This is a genomic window from Micromonospora sp. WMMD723 (genome assembly GCF_049863385.1).
GTDB classification, from domain to species: Bacteria; Actinomycetota; Actinomycetes; order Mycobacteriales; family Micromonosporaceae; genus Micromonospora; species Micromonospora wenchangensis.
In genome coordinates, this window is the sequence record NZ_JBMKNR010000001.1 from 2087540 (window position 1) to 2103681 (window position 16142).

The 16142-nt window shown below is 72.8% G+C and carries 13 protein-coding genes; 10 read left to right on the top strand and 3 right to left on the bottom strand.

Translation table 11 applies throughout. From position 1 onward, the window contains the following. The first annotated feature begins 90 nt into the window (after positions 1-90). Both ACN261_RS09420 and ACN261_RS09425 read left to right on the top strand, forming a co-directional pair. Complete coding sequence (locus ACN261_RS09420) at positions 91-993, top strand: sulfurtransferase (protein WP_204925548.1); 903 nt, start codon at positions 91-93, stop codon at positions 991-993. A gap of 203 nt (positions 994-1196) precedes the next feature. Continuing rightward, positions 1197-2828, top strand: a complete 1632-nt coding sequence (locus ACN261_RS09425) for a hypothetical protein (protein ID WP_421484858.1) — start codon at positions 1197-1199, stop codon at positions 2826-2828. Here the strand turns inward: ACN261_RS09425 and ACN261_RS09430 are convergent. After that, on the bottom strand, positions 2800-3222 hold the full coding sequence (locus tag ACN261_RS09430; RefSeq protein WP_421484859.1) for a DUF7144 family membrane protein: 423 nt from the start codon (positions 3220-3222) through the stop codon (positions 2800-2802). The two genes, ACN261_RS09425 and ACN261_RS09430, sit on opposite strands and share 29 nt — an antisense overlap. Positions 3223-3416: 194 nt before the next feature. Here ACN261_RS09430 and ACN261_RS09435 point away from each other — a divergent pair, with 194 nt between their 5' ends. The 3 genes from ACN261_RS09435 (at position 3417) to ACN261_RS09445 (ending at position 6531) form a co-directional block, all read left to right on the top strand. Next, on the top strand, positions 3417-4031 hold the full coding sequence (locus ACN261_RS09435) for a TetR/AcrR family transcriptional regulator (protein ID WP_425849546.1): 615 nt from the start codon (positions 3417-3419) through the stop codon (positions 4029-4031). A 104-nt stretch (positions 4032-4135) separates the two neighbouring features. Further along, the gene (locus ACN261_RS09440) at positions 4136-5473 is read left to right on the top strand and encodes an acetyl-CoA carboxylase biotin carboxylase subunit (RefSeq protein ID WP_421484861.1); all 1338 of its coding nucleotides are present in this window, start codon (positions 4136-4138) and stop codon (positions 5471-5473) included. Between the two features lie 143 nt (positions 5474-5616). Next, a complete protein-coding gene (locus ACN261_RS09445) occupies positions 5617-6531 on the top strand; it encodes a hydroxymethylglutaryl-CoA lyase (protein WP_421484862.1) in 915 nt (304 codons plus the stop codon). Between the two features lie 157 nt (positions 6532-6688). Here the strand turns inward: ACN261_RS09445 and ACN261_RS09450 are convergent, their stop codons facing one another. Beyond that, positions 6689-7258 (bottom strand): snapalysin family zinc-dependent metalloprotease, encoded by a 570-nt coding sequence (locus tag ACN261_RS09450; RefSeq protein ID WP_421484863.1) that lies wholly within the window; start codon positions 7256-7258, stop codon positions 6689-6691. Between the two features lie 208 nt (positions 7259-7466). Here ACN261_RS09450 and ACN261_RS09455 point away from each other — a divergent pair, with 208 nt between their 5' ends. From ACN261_RS09455 to ACN261_RS09465, 3 genes are all read left to right on the top strand, one after another. Next, complete coding sequence (locus ACN261_RS09455) at positions 7467-8999, top strand: acyl-CoA carboxylase subunit beta (protein ID WP_421484864.1); 1533 nt, start codon at positions 7467-7469, stop codon at positions 8997-8999. 152 nt (positions 9000-9151) lie between these two features. Further along, entirely contained in the window at positions 9152-10300 is a 1149-nt protein-coding gene (locus ACN261_RS09460; RefSeq protein WP_425849548.1) for an acyl-CoA dehydrogenase family protein, read from the top strand. 124 nt (positions 10301-10424) lie between these two features. Further along, positions 10425-13037: an ATP-binding protein gene (locus tag ACN261_RS09465; protein WP_425849551.1), complete on the top strand. Its 2613-nt coding sequence runs from the start codon at positions 10425-10427 to the stop codon at positions 13035-13037. A 206-nt stretch (positions 13038-13243) separates the two neighbouring features. On the opposite strand, the gene ACN261_RS09470 is transcribed toward ACN261_RS09465, so the two are convergent. Further along, positions 13244-13750 (bottom strand): MarR family winged helix-turn-helix transcriptional regulator, encoded by a 507-nt coding sequence (locus ACN261_RS09470; protein WP_204925561.1) that lies wholly within the window; start codon positions 13748-13750, stop codon positions 13244-13246. Positions 13751-13851: 101 nt separating this feature from the next. On the opposite strand from ACN261_RS09470, the gene ACN261_RS09475 reads away from it, so the two are divergent. Together ACN261_RS09475 and ACN261_RS09480 are read left to right on the top strand one after the other, a co-directional pair. Further along, positions 13852-14430: a YceI family protein gene (locus tag ACN261_RS09475; RefSeq protein WP_204925562.1), complete on the top strand. Its 579-nt coding sequence runs from the start codon at positions 13852-13854 to the stop codon at positions 14428-14430. A gap of 233 nt (positions 14431-14663) precedes the next feature. After that, positions 14664-16142 (top strand): glutamate--cysteine ligase, encoded by a 1479-nt coding sequence (locus tag ACN261_RS09480; protein WP_421484867.1) that lies wholly within the window; start codon positions 14664-14666, stop codon positions 16140-16142.

Sequence of the window (16142 nt, forward strand, 5' to 3'; positions counted from 1 at the left end):
ACCGACAGCCGGACCACCGCCGGCCCGGCCGGCGGTGGTCCGGTGCCGTTGGGCGGTCGACGCCCCGGATTCCGGCGTAACTTGGGGCTCATGTCTGTGCCGAGTGATCCGCATCCCCGCCTCCAGTCGTACGCCGACCCGCAGCGGCTGGTCACCACCGAATGGTTGGCCGAACACCTCGGCGACGAGGGTCTCGTCGTGGTCGAATCCGACGAGGACGTGCTGCTCTATGACACCGGTCATATCCCCGGGGCCGTCAAGGTCGACTGGCACACCGAGCTGAACGACCAGGTGACCCGGGACTACCTGGACGCGGAGAGCTTCGCCGAGCTGTGCGCGGCCAAGGGCATCGGCCGCGACGACACGGTGGTCTTCTACGGCGACAACTTCAACTGGTGGGCCGCGTACGCGCTGTGGGTGTTCACCCTGTTCGGCCACTCCGACGTGCGGCTGCTCGACGGCGGCCGGCAGAAGTGGATCGCCGAGGGGCGTGAGTTGACCCGGGAGAAGACGGTCCGGCCGCGCGCCGACTATCCGGTGCCGCAGCGTAACGACGCGCCGGTCCGGGCGTACCGGGAGCAGGTGATGGCGCACGTGGCGGCGGGCCGGCCGCTCGTCGACGTCCGCTCGCCGGGCGAGTACACCGGCGAGATGCTGCACATGCCCGACTATCCGCAGGAGGGCGCGCTGCGCGGCGGGCACATCCCGGGCGCGGTGAGCAAGCCGTGGAAGTCCGCCGCCAACGACGACGGCACCTTCAAGTCGGCCGACGAACTGCGGGCCATCTACACCGACCAGCTCGGGCTGAGCCCCGCCGACGACGTGGTGGCCTACTGCCGGATCGGTGAACGGTCCAGCCACACCTGGTTCGTGCTGCACCACCTGCTGGGCTTCCCGCAGGTACGCAACTACGACGGTTCGTGGACCGAGTGGGGCAACCTGGTCCGGGCCCCCGTGGTCCGGGGCGACCAGCCCGGCGGCCTGGCCGGCTGACCGGCCCTCCGCCGGGCCGACCCCGGCCGGCCCTCGATCGCACTTGGGCGGATGTTGCGGTGTCCCCGATCCGGGATACCGCGACATCCGCCCAAGTGCGTCCCCCGCCCGTCCGGCGGTAAATCGGCGGTTCCCCCCGACCGGGGGCACCGGGCGGGGGAATCTGCTGGTGGAGCCCCGGATACCCGGTGAGGAGACAGGGCGTGCACCGACCGCGAGCCCGGCTGATGGCGCTGTGCGCCCTGGCCGCCCTGCCCCCGGCGATCGAGGCGTTGCTACTGGTACGCCTCGGGTTCGTCGCCGCCGAGGGGCTGTCCTCCCAGGTGACCGCCGTCTGGCCGTACGACACCTACCACGACCTGCGCTGGCTGTACGTCTACCACGACTCGTGGCCCGACTTCCTGGTCGGACTGCTGCTGGTGATCGGGTTCCGGGCACTGCTCACCACCGGGCTGGTCGTACTCGCCTGGCCCGCCGAGGCGGCCCGGCCCGGCCTGCGCTGGCTGCTCGGACGCAACCTCGGCCTGTCCGCGGTGGTCGTCGTGCTGGTCGCCCCCTGGGCGTTGATCTCGGTGGCCGCCTCGGTGGTCGCGCTCTCCTGGGTGCTGCTCGCCTCGCTGCTGCCGATGTTCCTGCTCGCGCCGTTCCTGCAACGCGCCGCCGTGGTCGGGCCGTGGTGGCGCGGATTGCCGTCGATCTCCCTGGTCGGTTGGTCGCTGCTGAACTTCGTGGTGCTCACCGTGGCCAGCGCGCTGTGCTGGAGCGTCCCCGGCTGGTGGACGGTGCCCGTCGCGCTGCTCGCCGGAGCGGCCAACGGGCTGCTCTGGGAACGCACCGTGCACGTCGCCGTGCTGACCTCCCGGGTGCGCTGGGCGCGGGTGCCGGTCACCCCGATCGCCGTCGCGCTGGCCCTCGCCGTGCCGCTGACGATCCCCCTGCTGGTGCAGGTCGTCCCGGCCGGGGTGAGTATCGAGCAGGTGGTGCTCGGGCAGCGGCTGCCCACCGACGTACGGCACGCGGTGATCGTCCTCGCCGGTCACGGGTCCGCCTACGACGGCACCCCGCCCGTCGACGCGAACGTGGAACGGTTCTCCTACCGGGGGCTGGGCGGGGACGGTCGACCGCTGCCGTACCGGTCGTCGGACACCAACCGGTCGCTGGAGAGCGGGACCGCCCTGCTCCAGACGCAGGTGGACCGCCTGCACGGGCGTACCGGCCGGCCGGTCGCCCTGATCGGGGAGAGCGAGGGGGCGATGCTCGCCCGCACCTACCTCGCGCAGCGCCCGCACCCGGCGGTGGACACCCTGGTCATGTTCAGCCCGTTGATCAACGCGGGGCGGGCGTACTACCCGCCGGCCGGGGCGTCCCACGGCTGGGGGGTGGCCACCGGCTGGCAGCTACGGGCCCTGCTCGGGGCGATCGGACTGTTCGGGGTCACCGACGCCGGGCCGGACGAGCCGTTCATCCGCTCCCTGCTGGACAATGCGCCCTTCTACCGCAACCAGTTGATGTGCCAGGTGCCGGGCGTGCGGATGGTGGCCTTCCTGCCGACGACCACGGCCACCGAGGCGCCGCCGGGCGACTACACCGGCATCCCCGTGTTCCAGATGCCCGGGGTGCACGGCGGGCTGCTGGGCCGCTCACTGGTCCAGGACCGTCTGATCCACTTCCTCGCCGGGGTGCCCGAGAGCCGGATGCGGCGGGAGTATCCGCTGCTCCAGCAGCTCGGCGCGGGCTGGCAGGCGCCACCACTGGCGATCCGGGTCAACCCCGCCTGGAACGACGTCCGCCAACCGGACCCGTCCTTCACCGGGAAGGTCTGCCAACCTTCCTGACCTGAGCGTCGTCCCGGTTGCCGCGTCGGTGTCGGACGACCAGCCGGACGGCGGCGAGGGTCAGTCCCATCACGATCAACGCCTCGATCGGGTGGTACGGCGCGAACAGCAGGTGCACGACGACGACCGCCGCGCCGACCACCATGGCGGCGGTCACCCAGCGGCGGCGGGCGAGCGCGACGACCAGGCCGGTCGCCACCAGCAGCACCCCGCTCGCCACGTGCAGCCAGGCCCAGTTGGTGAGGTCGTAGAAGACGAGCCCGTCGGCGTGCAGCGAGACGTAGACGTCGCCGCTGTCGACGTCGCCGATCCCGGACAGCACGTCGAAGATGCCCGCGCCGACCAGCAGGCCACCGGCGAGCAGCAGCGACCGGTCCGGCCGTCGTGCCGTCATCCCACCCTCCCTCCCCTTCCAGGCTAGGGCCGGCGGGGCACGCCGTCCGGCGATCACCGGCGGCACCCGACGGCCGCCGCCGGCACCCGGTCCGGGGGCGCGACCCGGGGCGCTTCCGGCGGTCGCTGTCCGCCTGGTGAACCCGCGGGTAACCGAGGGGCCCCGGTGTCCGGGTCGAGGTCTACGCTTGCCAGGTGACTGTGGGGCAGCAGGCAAGGGGCAGCGCAGGCAGCGCGTGCCGGCGCCGGTCGAGGCGCGACGAGATCCTGGAGATCGCTGTCGGGCTCTTCGCCGCCCGTGGCTACCACGGGGTCTCCATGGACGACATCGGTGCGGCCGCCGGGGTGACCGGTCCCGCCCTCTACCACCACTTCGCCGGCAAGGAGGCGATGCTGGCCGCCGCGCTGATCCCGGTCAGCGAGGGGCTGCTCGACGGTGGCCGGGACCGGGCGGCGAGCCGTCCGGGCGACCCGCGTGGCGCGCTGGAGTCCCTGATCGACTTCCACGTCGACTTCGCGCTGGCGAACCCGGCCGTGATCGCCCTGCACCTGCACGAGCTGGACCGCCTCCCGGACGAGCCGCGCCGCCGTATCCGCAAGCTCCAGCGGCTGTACGTCGAGGAGTGGGTGACCGTGCTGACCGCGCTGCACCCGGGGCTGCCCGCCGGAGAGGCGCGGGTGCTGGCGCACGCCGCGTTCGGCCTGATGAACTCGACCCCGTTCCTCGGCGGCGAGGTCGACAGGCGGCGTCGGGCGGCGCTGCTACGGGCCGCCGCGTCGGCCGCCCTGCTCGCCGAGACCGACTCCTGACCCTTCCGCCCGACTCGTGGCCGCCGGCCCGACCGTGGTTTCCTGGCATCCGTCCCCACCCCGGACGTTGAGCATCCGTCCCCACCCTGGACGCTGGAGGAAACATGATCGAGTCGCTGTTGGTCGCCAACCGGGGCGAGATCGCCCGCCGGATCATCCGTACCGCGAAGCGGCTCGGCATCCGCGCGGTCGCGGTGCACTCGGAGGCCGACGTCGACCTGCCGTTCGTGGTCGAGGCCGACGAGGCGGTGTGCGTGGGACCGGCGAACCCGGCCCAGAGCTACCGCAACGTGGAGGCGATCCTGGCCGCCGCCGGGTCCACCGGCGCGCAGGCGATCCACCCCGGCTACGGCTTCCTGTCGGAGAACGCCGACTTCGCCCGTACCGTGCAGGACCGCGGGCTGGTCTGGGTGGGGCCCGGCGCGGACGCGATCACCGCGATGGGCGACAAGATCAACGCACGGAACCTGATGGCGGCGGCCGGGGTGCCGGTCGCGCCCGGTACCACCGAACCGGCCACCGACCTCGACGCGGCGGTCGCCGCCGCCACGGAGATCGGCTACCCGGTGATGGTCAAGGCCGCCGCCGGTGGCGGCGGGATGGGCATGGCCGTGGCCGCCGACGAGGCCGCGCTGCGCACCGAGTACGACAAGGTCCGCGCGTTCGCCGAGCGGATGTTCGGCGACGGCTCGGTGCTCATCGAGCGCTACTTCCCCCGGGTACGCCACGTCGAGGTGCAGATCCTCGGCCTGGCTGACGGCCGGGTGGTGGCGCTCGGCGAGCGGGAGTGCTCGGTGCAGCGGCGCAACCAGAAGCTGGTCGAGGAGTCCCCCTCCCCGGCGGTCTCGCCGGAGCTGCGGGCGCGGTTCCTGGCCGCCGCCGTGCGGGCCGGCGAGGCGGTCGGCTACCGCAACGCGGGCACCGTCGAATGCCTGCTGGACCCGGCCACGCAGGAGTTCTTCTTCCTGGAGATGAACACCCGGCTCCAGGTGGAGCACCCGGTGACCGAGCTGGTCTACGGCGTCGACCTGGTCGAGGAGCAGCTGCGGGTGGCGGCCGGCCTGCCACCGACCTTCGACCCGGACGCGCTGACCCCGCGCGGGCACGCGATTGAGCTACGGATCAACGCGGAGGACCCGAAGCGGTTCCTGCCCGGACCCGGCGTCATCAGCACCTGGGTGGAGCCGACCGGCGAGGGGGTACGCGTCGACTCCGGGTACGTCGCCGGCAACACCGTGACCCCGTTCTACGACAGCCTGCTGGCCAAGCTCGTCGTCACCGGGGCGGACCGGGCCGAGGCGATCGGGCGGGCCCGTACGGCGGTGGCCGACTTCGCGCTGGCCGGCCCGAAGAACAACCTGCCCTTCTTCGCCGAGCTGCTGACCAACGAGGAGTTCGTCTCCGGCGACTACGACACCGGCATCGTCGGCCGGATGCGCTGACCCCGGCGCGGCGTGGCGGCGGCGGTCGGTCAGGTGGTTCCCTGGGGGGACCACCGGTCGTCCGGCGTCGCCGGTCGTCGTCCCCACGAGGGGCGGCGGCCCGGGACCACTCTCCGGCGACCCGATGTCACAGCGAGGTGACCATGAGTCAGATGCCAGCGGCGGTGTCGATCCGCGAGGTCGGGCCCCGTGACGGGCTCCAGAACGAGGAGCCGATCCCCACCGGGGCCAAGGTGCGGTTGCTCGACGCCCTCTCGGGCACCGGCGTGCGCCGGATCGAGGCGGTGTCGTTCGTGCATCCCAGGGCGATCCCGCAGATGGCCGACGCCGACGAGGTGTGGCGGCAGGCCGGGAGGGCCGAGGGGGTCCGCTACTCGGCGCTGGTGCCCAACACGAAGGGTGCCCAGCGGGCCCTGGCCGCCGGATTCACCGAGATCGAGGTGGTGGTCTCGGCGAGCGACACGCACAACCGGCGCAACGTCAACCGCTCCACCGACGAGTCGCTCGACGACATCGCCGAGCTGATCGACCTGCTGCACGGCGCGGGCGCGCGGGCCGAGGTGATCGTGGCGACCAGCTTCGGCTGCCCGTACGAGGGGGACGTCGACCCGGGGCGGGTCGCCGGGATCGTCGAGCGGGTGGTCCGCGACGGCGCCGACCGGGTCGCGTTCGGCGACACCACCGGCATGGGTACGCCCCGGCGGGTCCGGGAGCTGGTCACCGCCGTCCGCGACCGGGAGCCCGACGTGCCGGTGCTGCTGCACTTCCACAACACCCGGGGTACCGCGCTGGCGAACCTGCTGACCGCCCTGGAGCTGGGGGTCACCGAGTTCGACGCCAGCGTCGGCGGTCTGGGCGGCTGCCCGTACGCGCCGGGGGCGAGCGGGAACCTGGCCACCGAGGAGGCGGTGCACATGCTGCACGACATGGGCATCGACACCGGCATCGACCTGGACGCCCTGATCGGGGTCGCCGAGTTGGCCGAGGAGCTGCTCGGCAAGCGGCTGCCGTCGGGAGTGCTGCGGGCCGGCCCGCGTACCCGGCTGACCGCCCGCTGAGGGGCGACCCGGTTGATCGACTCCGTTGCGTCCCCGTAGCGGTGTCGGCAGGTGGTCGATGCCGCTACAGCGCCGTCGTGGCGGCAACGTGCGACCCCCGGGAGACGCGGGGAGGGGCCGGCGCGGTGCCGGCCCCTCCGTCGGGTCACGTCGTGGGTCAGCCGACGCTGAGCAGACCCGGCCAGCTGTCCTTGAAGACCTGGCTGCCGGTGCTGCTGCGGCGGTCGTTGGCGCTGAGCGTGCCGGCGAACAGGCTGCTCACCCGGTTCGCCTCGGTGGTGCTCGGGTACGGGTTGGTGCAGCTCGTGCCGGCGCTGCCGCCCGACATCAGGATCGCGCAGTTGCCGTTGTAGTTGTCGGGCAGGCCGAGGATGTGCCCGATCTCGTGGGTCATGATCCGCAGCGGGCTGTACTGGGCGGCCTGCTGGGTGTCGATGTAGACCCGGCCGTTGCCGAGGCTGGTGCGCTGGGCGTACGAGCCGCCGCCGGTGATCTGGTAGATCCGCAGGTTGGTGCCGCAGTTCGCGGTGAGCGTCAGGTTGGTGGTGGCGTTGTTCCAGATCGACGCGGCCTGGTTGGCGATACCCGCGTAGCTGGGCGCCTGGCTGGTGTTGTAGCAGATGGTCATCGCGGCGGAGGCGGGCGCGGGGTTGGCGACCGTGAGGCCGAGGGTCGCGGTCGCCGTCGCCAGGGCGGCGACGGCGAGGCGCTTGACGCGTGAGTTCATGACTCACTCCAATCCGGAGGGGGTGTCTGGAGCGTAGCCATATCGATAGTTGAGTATCAATATCCGGGGCGGAAGTCGGTCGGGTGGTCGGGTGGGGCCCGGATGCGCTAGCCTAACGATCGTTCAGGCTGGTCGGCGCGTCCACCACGACGCCCCCGGCGGCATGGCGGGCGGGCGCGCCCACGAGGCGCGGGGCGAGGGGGTCGGCGTGACGCTCGACGGTGAGGCACTGGAGCAGCTACGCAAGCGGGCCCGCTCCGGCGGCGCCGACAAGTACCACGCGGCCAACGCCGGCAAGGGCAAGCTCTTCGCCCGCGAACGGGTCGCGCTCCTGGTCGACGAGGGCTCCTTCGTCGAGGACGGGCTCTACGCCAACGCCCTGGCCGAGGGGCTGCCCGCCGACGGCGTGGTCACCGGCACCGCCACCATCGACGGTCGGCCGGTCTGCCTGATGGCCAACGACTCCACGGTCAAGGCCGGCAGTTGGGGCGCGCGTACCGTCGAGAAGATCATCCGGATCATCGAGCGGGCCTACTCGACAGGCGTGCCGATGGTCTACCTGGTCGACTCGGCCGGTGCCCGGATCACCGACCAGGTCGACCTCTTCCCCGGCCCCCGGGGCGCCGGCAAGATCTTCTGGAACCAGGTCCGCGCCTCCGGGGCGATCCCGCAGGTCTGCGCGCTGTTCGGGCCGAGCGCCGCCGGAGGGGCGTACATCCCGGCGTTCTGCGACGTGGTGGCCATGGTCGAGGGCAACGCCAGCATGTACCTCGGCTCCGACCGGATGGTCGAGATGGTCACCGGGGAGAAGACCACCCTGGAGGCGATGGGCGGGGCCCGGGTGCACTGCGCCGAGTCCGGCGTGGGGCACTTCCTGTGCAGGACCGAGGCCGACGCGCTCGACGTGGTGAAGACCTACCTGTCGTACCTGCCCTCCAACTGGCAGCAGCAACCGCCGGCCGCGCCGGCCGTCGCCGCGCCGGAGAAGGCCGATCTCGCCGCGTTGGTGCCGGCCAGCGAGCGGCAGGCGTTCGACATGCGCCGGTACGTCAAGGGCCTGCTCGACGAGGGTTCGTTCTTCGAGATCCAGGCGCTCTGGGCGAAGGAGCTGACCATCGGGTTCGGCCGGCTGGACGGCGAGGTCGTCGGCGTGGTCGGCAACAACTCGATGTTCAAGGGCGGCGTGCTCTTCGTCGACTCCGCCGACAAGGCGACCCGGTTCGTGCAGCTCTGCGACGCGTTCAACGTGCCGCTGCTGTTCCTGAGCGACGTGCCCGGGTTCATGGTCGGCAGCGCGGTGGAGAAGCAGGGCATCATCCGGCACGGGGCCAAGATGATCACCGCGATCTCCGAGGCGACCGTACCCAAGATCTGTGTGGTGGTCCGCAAGGCGTACGGCGCGGGCCTGTACGCGATGGCCGGCCCCGGCTTCGCGCCGGACGCGACGATCGCCCTGCCCACCGCGAAGATCGCGGTGATGGGGGCCGAGGCGGCGGTCAACGCCGTCTACGCCAACAAGATCGCGGCGATCGCCGACGAGGCCGAACGGGCCGCCTTCGTCGCCGCCAGGCGGGCCGAGTACGAGCGGGACATCGACGTGGTGCGGCTCGCCAGCGAGCTGGTCATCGACGCGATCGTCGAACCGCACGAGCTGCGCGCCGAACTGGTCCGCCGGTTCGCCGCGGCCCGCAGCAAGGACCGGCACTTCTCCCGTCGCCGGCACGGGGTCACCCCGGTCTGACCGGCCGGGGACCCACCACCGGCCCGACCGGCCGGCACCGAGCCACCGCCAGCGAGCCGCCACCGCCGTCGACCGGGTCCGACCGGTCGTCCAACCGATCCGTCGTCCCGGCGTCACGAGCGTCCGGGGCGGCACCCGTACAGGAGGAACCGATGGACTTCCGGCTCAGCGAGGAGCACGAGGCGCTGCGGGAGAGCGTGCGGGACTTCGCCCGCGAGGCGGTCGCCCCGGTGATCGCCGAGCACTACGAGCGGCACACCTTCCCGTACGAGATCGTCCGGCAGATGGGCAAGATGGGGCTGTTCGGCCTGCCCTTCCCCGAGGAGCACGGCGGCATGGGCGGCGACTACTTCGCGCTCTGCCTGGCCCTGGAGGAACTGGCCCGGGTCGACTCCAGCGTGGCGATCACCCTGGAGGCGGCGGTCTCCCTGGGCGCGATGCCGATCTTCCGGTTCGGCACCGCCGAGCAGAAGGCCCGCTGGCTGCCGAAGCTGCTCAGCGGGGAGGCCCTCGCGGGGTTCGGGCTGACCGAGCCGGGCACCGGCTCGGACGCGGGCGGCACCCAGACCCGGGCCGTCCTGGACGGCGACGAGTGGGTGATCAACGGCTCGAAGGCGTTCATCACCAACTCGGGCACCGACATCACCGCGCTGGTCACGGTCACCGCGGTCACCGGCACCAATCCGGACGGCTCGAAGGAGCTGTCCACCATCATCGTGCCGTCGGGGACACCCGGCTTCACCGTCGCGCCGGGGTACTCGAAGGTGGGGTGGAACGCCTCGGACACCCACGAGCTGACCTTCGACGACTGCCGGGTACCGGCCGGGAACCTGCTCGGCGAGCGGGGCCGGGGCTTCGCCCAGTTCCTGCGGATCCTCGACGAGGGGCGGATCGCCATCGCCGCGCTGGCCGTCGGCCTCGCCCAGGGCTGCGTCGACGAGTCGCTGAAGTACGCGAAGGAGCGCCAGGCGTTCGGGCAGCCGATCGGCAACTACCAGGCCATCCAGTTCAAGATCGCCGACATGGAGCTGAAGGCGCACACCGCCCGGCTGGCCTACCACGACGCCGCCGCGCGGATGCTCGCCGGTGAGCCGTTCAAGCGGCAGGCGGCGATCGCCAAGCTGCACGCCAGCACCGTCGCGGTGGACAACGCCCGGGAGGCCACCCAGATCCACGGGGGCTACGGCTTCATGAACGAGTATCCGGTGGCCCGGTTCTGGCGGGACTCCAAGATCCTGGAGATCGGCGAGGGTACCTCCGAGGTACAGCGCATGATCATCGCCCGCGACCTGGGCCTCTGACCGTACCTCCGGACCGGGGCCGCCGCCGGGCGGAGACGGGGCTCTGTCGGGTATCCGCAGCCCTTCGTCAGTAGACCGACGAAGGGCTGCCCGGCGTCGTATCCCGTCCGTACCCTTCCTGCCCATGACCCCGGATCATGATCACTCGCCCCCGGGTGGTCGTACCCCGATCGGGGAGCTGGTGCGGGCCCACCGCCTGGCCGCCGGTCTCACCCAGACCGACCTGGCACAGCGGGCCGGGGTCGGCGTGCGGACGGTCCGCGACCTGGAACGCGGCCGGGCCCACCGGCCGCACCGCACCACCGCCGAGCTGATCGCCGGGGCGCTCGGCCTGACCGGCGCGGCGCGCGCCGGCTTCCTCGCCAGCGCCCGGGGCCGGGCGGCGGCCGTCCCGGCCCCGGGCGTCGCCGGGCTGCCGCACCGCACACCCGCCGGCACCGTCCCCCGCGACCCCGACCTCCCGGGTACGCCGATGGCGCTGCCCCCGCCGGTCGAGCTGATCGGCCGGGAACGGGAACTCGACGAGCTGACTGCTCTGCTGACCGGCGACGGCTGGCCGCCGGTGCTGAGCCTGGTCGGCCTGGCCGGGGTGGGCAAGACCGCGCTCGCCCTGGCCGTGGCGCACGCGGTGGCCGACGCCCACCCGGGCGGGGTGGCCGGGGTGCTGGTCGGTACCGGCTCCGACGCCGGCGACGTGCTCGCCGCGGCCTGCGCGGTGCTCGGCGCGGCCCGGCTCGCCGAGTTGGCCGCCCGGCTGCGGGGTCGCCCGGCGCTGCTGCTGGTCGACGCGGTCGAACGGGCCCCGGACCCGGTGGCCGAGGTGGTACACCTGCTCGTCGCGGCGGTGCCCACCCTGCGGGTGGTGGCGACCGGTCGGCATCCGGTCGGCGTCCCCGGCGAACTCGTCCGCCCGGTGGCCCCGCTGGAGGTGCCTCCCGCCGGGGTGGTCGACCCGGACGAGCTGGCCCGGTGGCCGGCGGCGGCCCTGTTCACCGCCCGGCTGACCCGGGTCCGCCCGGAACCACCCGGCCCGGACGAGCTGCCCGCCCTCACCGCGCTGGTCCGCCGGCTCGACGGCCTGCCGTTGGCGATCGAGCTGATGGCGGCCCGGGGCCGCATCCTCGACCTGCCCGAACTGCTCGACAGGTACGGCGACCGGGTGCTCGACCTGGCCGGCCCGGATCTCGGCGGGCGGGGGTGGGAGGCCGCGCCGCCGGGGCGTACCGACGACCCGGCCCGGTCCACGGTCGCGGTGACCCTGCGCGAGGCGGTCGCCACCAGCTACCGGCTGCTCGACGGGTGGGAGCAGGCGGCGCTACGCCGGCTCTCGGTGTTCGCCAACCGGTGGTCGGTGGAGCTGGCCGAGGAACTGCTCGCCGACGAGGCCGACCCGGACCCGTCGGGGGTGGTCGACCCGGTGCCGCTGCTCGACCGGCTGGTCGAGTTGGGCCTGCTCAGTGTCCGGGGTGCCGGGCCACTGCGGTTCCGTCTGCTCGACGCGGTCCGTGAGTACGCCGTCGAACAGGCCACCGGCCGGGGCGAGCTGACCGCCATCCGCCGCCGGCACGCCGTGGTGATCACCCGGTTGGTGACCCGTACCGCGCCGGACCTGGTCGGGGCGCGACAGCCGGCGGCGGTCCGTCAGCTCGACGAGGCGACCGGTGACATCGGCGCGGCGCTGGCGCACGCCGCCGGCGACGATCCGGTCACCGCGCTGCGGCTGGCCGCCGAGCTGACCCGCTGGTGGCGGATGCGGGGGCGGGACGTCAGCGGCCGGCAGTGGCTGTGCCGGCTGCTCGCCGATCCCCGTACCGCCGACGCCGATCCGGTGCTGCGGGCCTGGGCGCTGCTCGGGGTGGCCCGGCTGGCCGCCGAGCACGGCGCGGCGGCGCAGGAGCTGCCCGCCGCCCGTGCCGCGCTCGCGGTGCTCGCCGGGCGGGCCGACGTGGCCGGGGAGTTGGCGGCGCGGACCGTCCTCGGCACCCTGCTGGTCGCGACCGGTGGCTACGACGAGGCGGCCGAGCAGGCGCAGGCGGTGCTGACCCTGGCCACCCGGCACGGTCGGACCAGGGACATGGCGGTCGCCCAGCACCACCTGGCCTGGCACGAGATCCGCCTCGCCGATCTGTCGGCGGCCCGGCGTCGGCTGGCCGCGGTGGACCGGCTCGCCGCCCAGTGCGGGGAGCCCCGGCTGCGCCTGCTGGCCCGTGCCGACCTGGCCGAGGTGGCCCGGCTGGAGGGCCGTCACGGTGACGCGGTGGACCAGGGCCGGCGGGTGGTCGCGGCGCTGGCCGGGGTGGGTGATCCGGCGCACCGGCGGCGGGTGCTCGGCACGGTGGGCCTGGCGTTGGCCCGGTCGGGCCGGCTGGACGAGGCCGCCGAGATCCTGGCCGAGCTGCGCTGCGACGGTCGTCCGTCGCCGCCCGGGTCCCGGTCGGAGGCGGGCGTGGCCGGGGGGCGTCCGGGCGGGGGCGGGCCGGTCCGGGCGGAGGAGTCGGTCTGCGCGCTGATCGAGGGCACGATGGCCCGGCACCGGGGGGACCGGGAGCTGGCGGCGGAGTGGTTCGCGGTGGCGGAGGCTGCCGGTGCGGCCGGTCAGGACCGGCGGGACATGGTCGAAGCCCTGGTCGGGCTGGCCGTGAGCACCGGTTCCGCCGAGGTGCGGGAGCGGCTGGCGCAGGCGTGCCGACGCGGCGGCATCCGGCTGTTACCGGACGAGGAACGCCTGCTGGGCTAGGCGCGGGGGTGGCGCGAGCGAACGGGCCCCCTGGTCAAACCCCTCGCTCGATCGCTCGCGCCAGCACCCCCCGGTGCTCCCCCGCGCGATGAAGGCTAGCCAGCCGGGCCGTCCGTTTTGCGGCGATCGGCGGCTCTGCGACCGGTGGGTCCGACGAGTTCTGCCGCTTTTTCTGCCGGTCGGCCCGGTGTCTTGTTGGCGGATGGTCAGCAGGCCGACGGCGGCTCGTCGGTCGGGGCCTGGTCGGTGCTGCCGGCGGTCGCCCCCGGGTGGACGGCGTCGCGTACCCGGCGCAGGCCGTCCAGCATGGCGGCGAGGGTGTCGGGTTCGAGTTGGCCGGTGAACCACTGCTCGATGATCTGGAGATGGCCGGGCAGGGTCTCGTCCAGCCGCTGCATGCCGGCCGGGGTGACCACCGCGTACGAGCTGCGCCGGTCGGACGGACAGGCGCGGCGCCGGAGCAGCCCGTCGCGCTCCATCCGGTCCACCACCCGGGTGACGCCGCTGGTGGACAGGGAGGTCTGGGCGGCGAGGTCGGTCATCCGCAGTTGGTTGCCGGGGGAGCGGGCCAGGCGCATCAGCACCTCGAACTCGACCGCGGAGACGCCGTGCTCCTCGTACTGCGCGGTGAACCGGGCGGTCAGCCCGGCGTGCGCCTCGACCAGGAGGCCGACGGCGGTGATCCGGGGGTCGTCGAACACAGTCTCGTCCACCTGGCCATCCTAACAGTGCTTGACACGGGGAATATTGCTGCGGTTATAGTTGCTCAGGCAGTCGTTGGGCTACTAAACAATCTTCCCCGGAGGGCAGTTACATGACCAGCACCGAGTCGGTTACCCGCGACTGGGACGGCCTCACCATCCCCGCCGCCGGCACCTACCTGCTGGACGCCGCGCACAAGCGGGTGGGCTTCGTCGCCCGGCACATGATGGTCAGCAAGGTACGCGGCGAGTTCGCCGACGCCACCGCCACCATCACCGTCGCCGAGAACCCGCTGCAGTCCTCGGTCACCGCCACCATCCAGGCGGCCAGCATCAACACCGCCCAGGCCGACCGGGACGGCCACCTGCGCAGCCCCGAGTTCCTCGACGTCGAGCAGTTCCCGACGCTGGAGTACCGCAGCACCGCCGTGAAGTCCCACGACGGCAACGAGTTCGTCCTGCTCGGTGACCTCACCATCAAGGGCGTCACCCGCCAGGTCGAGCTGGAGGTCGAGTTCGAGGGTGTCGGCCGCACCCCGTTCGGCACCGACGTGTTCGGCTTCACCGCCAGCACCGAGATCGACCGCGAGGACTTCGGCCTGACCTGGAACGTCGCCCTGGAGACCGGTGGCGTACTGGTCGGCAAGAAGATCAAGATCGAGATCGAGGGCGAGGCCATCCGGCAGGCCTGAGCCCGGCACGCCGGGGCCCCCGCTCACCACGAGCGGGGGCCCCGGCGTTTGCGCGTGCGGATTGTCACTGCCCGGCGACGGCGACATCCGGTGCTGGTGGACGGCCGCTGGGTAGAGAAGCGGGACAGCGCATACCCGGTGGGCACTGGCCTCGGCGCGTGGGCGCTCTTATGGTGGTTCACACTGCGCGCCGGGACGGTCACCGTCCCGCGCGTCTCACGCCTGGAGGAAACATGGGTAGGGACGTCGAGCAGGGCGCGTTCTCCCGGGAGGACCGGGTCCGCTACCGGCAGAAGGTGCGGCGCTGCCTGGACGTCTTCGCGTTGATGCTCGACGACTTCGGCTTCGACGCCGACCGGCCGATGACCGGACTGGAGATCGAACTCAACCTGATGGACCCGGACGCCGAACCGGCGATGCGCAACGACGAGATCCTCGCCGCCATCGCCGACCCGCTCTTCCAGACCGAACTGGGACAGTTCAACCTGGAACTGAACGCGGCACCCCGGCTCATCGAGGGGGCCGGCTTCGCCAACTACGAGACCGACCTGCGTAGCAGCCTCACCCGGGCCGACGAACGGGCGGCCCGTTCCAACGCCCGGATCGTCATGGTCGGCATCCTGCCCACCCTGACCGAACGGCACCTGGTGGCCGACAACCTGTCCACCAACGAGCGGTACCGGGTGCTCAACGACCAGATCGTCGGCGCCCGGGGCGAGGACATCGAACTGGACATCAGGGGGGTCGAGCGGCTGCGGACGCACACCGACTCGATCGTCCCCGAGGCCGCCTGCACCAGCCTCCAGTTCCACCTCCAGGTCGCGCCGGACAGCTTCGCCGACTACTGGAACGCCTCCCAGGCCATCGCCGGCGTCCAGGTCGCCGTCGGCGCGAACTCGCCGTTCCTCTACGGCCGGCAACTCTGGGCCGAAACCCGCATCGCCCTGTTCCAGCAGGCCACCGACACCCGCCCCGACGAGCTGAAGGCCCAGGGGGTGCGCCCCCGGGTGTGGTTCGGTGAACGCTGGATCACCTCGATCTTCGACCTGTTCGAGGAGAACGTCAGGTACTTCCCGCCGCTGCTGCCGATCTGCGCCGACGAGGACCCGGTCGAGGTGCTGCACGCCGGTGGCGTCCCGCAACTGTCCGAGCTGCGGCTGCACAACGGCACCGTCTACCGCTGGAACCGCCCGGTGTACGACATCATGAACGGCCGTCCGCACCTGCGGGTGGAGAACCGGGTGCTGCCGGCCGGCCCGACCGTGGTCGACATGCTGGCCAACGCCGCCTTCTACTTCGGGCTGGCGCGCGGGCTGGCCGAGTCCGACCGGCCGATCTGGAGCCAGCTCACCTTCAGCTCCGCCGAGGAGAACTTCCACGCCGCCGCCCGCCGGGGCATGGACGCCGTGCTGCACTGGCCCCGCCTCGGCGAGGTGCCGGTCACCAAGCTCGTCCTCGACACGCTGCTGCCGAAGGCGGCCACCGGGCTGGACCGGTTCGGTGTCGCCCCCGCCGAACGGGACCGGCTGCTCGGCATCATCGAGCAGCGCTGCCGTACCGGCCGCAACGGGGCGGTCTGGCAGACCGAGACGGTGTGGGCCGCGCAACGCCACCGCAACCTCGACCGGGACGCGGCGCTGCGCCACATGGCCAACCGGTACGCCGAACTCCAGCGCAGCAACGAACCGGTGCACACCTGGCCGGTGGACTGA

Coding starts and splice junctions, on each gene's coding strand:
- ACN261_RS09420 (WP_204925548.1), top strand. CDS start 91: ATGTCTGTGCCGAGTGATCCGCATCCCCGCCTCCAGTCGTACGCCGAC.
- ACN261_RS09430 (WP_421484859.1), bottom strand. CDS start 3,222: ATGACGGCACGACGGCCGGACCGGTCGCTGCTGCTCGCCGGTGGCCTG.
- ACN261_RS09440 (WP_421484861.1), top strand. CDS start 4,136: ATGATCGAGTCGCTGTTGGTCGCCAACCGGGGCGAGATCGCCCGCCGG.
- ACN261_RS09445 (WP_421484862.1), top strand. CDS start 5,617: ATGAGTCAGATGCCAGCGGCGGTGTCGATCCGCGAGGTCGGGCCCCGT.
- ACN261_RS09450 (WP_421484863.1), bottom strand. CDS start 7,258: ATGAACTCACGCGTCAAGCGCCTCGCCGTCGCCGCCCTGGCGACGGCG.
- ACN261_RS09460 (WP_425849548.1), top strand. CDS start 9,152: ATGGACTTCCGGCTCAGCGAGGAGCACGAGGCGCTGCGGGAGAGCGTG.
- ACN261_RS09465 (WP_425849551.1), top strand. CDS start 10,425: ATGACCCCGGATCATGATCACTCGCCCCCGGGTGGTCGTACCCCGATC.
- ACN261_RS09475 (WP_204925562.1), top strand. CDS start 13,852: ATGACCAGCACCGAGTCGGTTACCCGCGACTGGGACGGCCTCACCATC.
- ACN261_RS09480 (WP_421484867.1), top strand. CDS start 14,664: ATGGGTAGGGACGTCGAGCAGGGCGCGTTCTCCCGGGAGGACCGGGTC.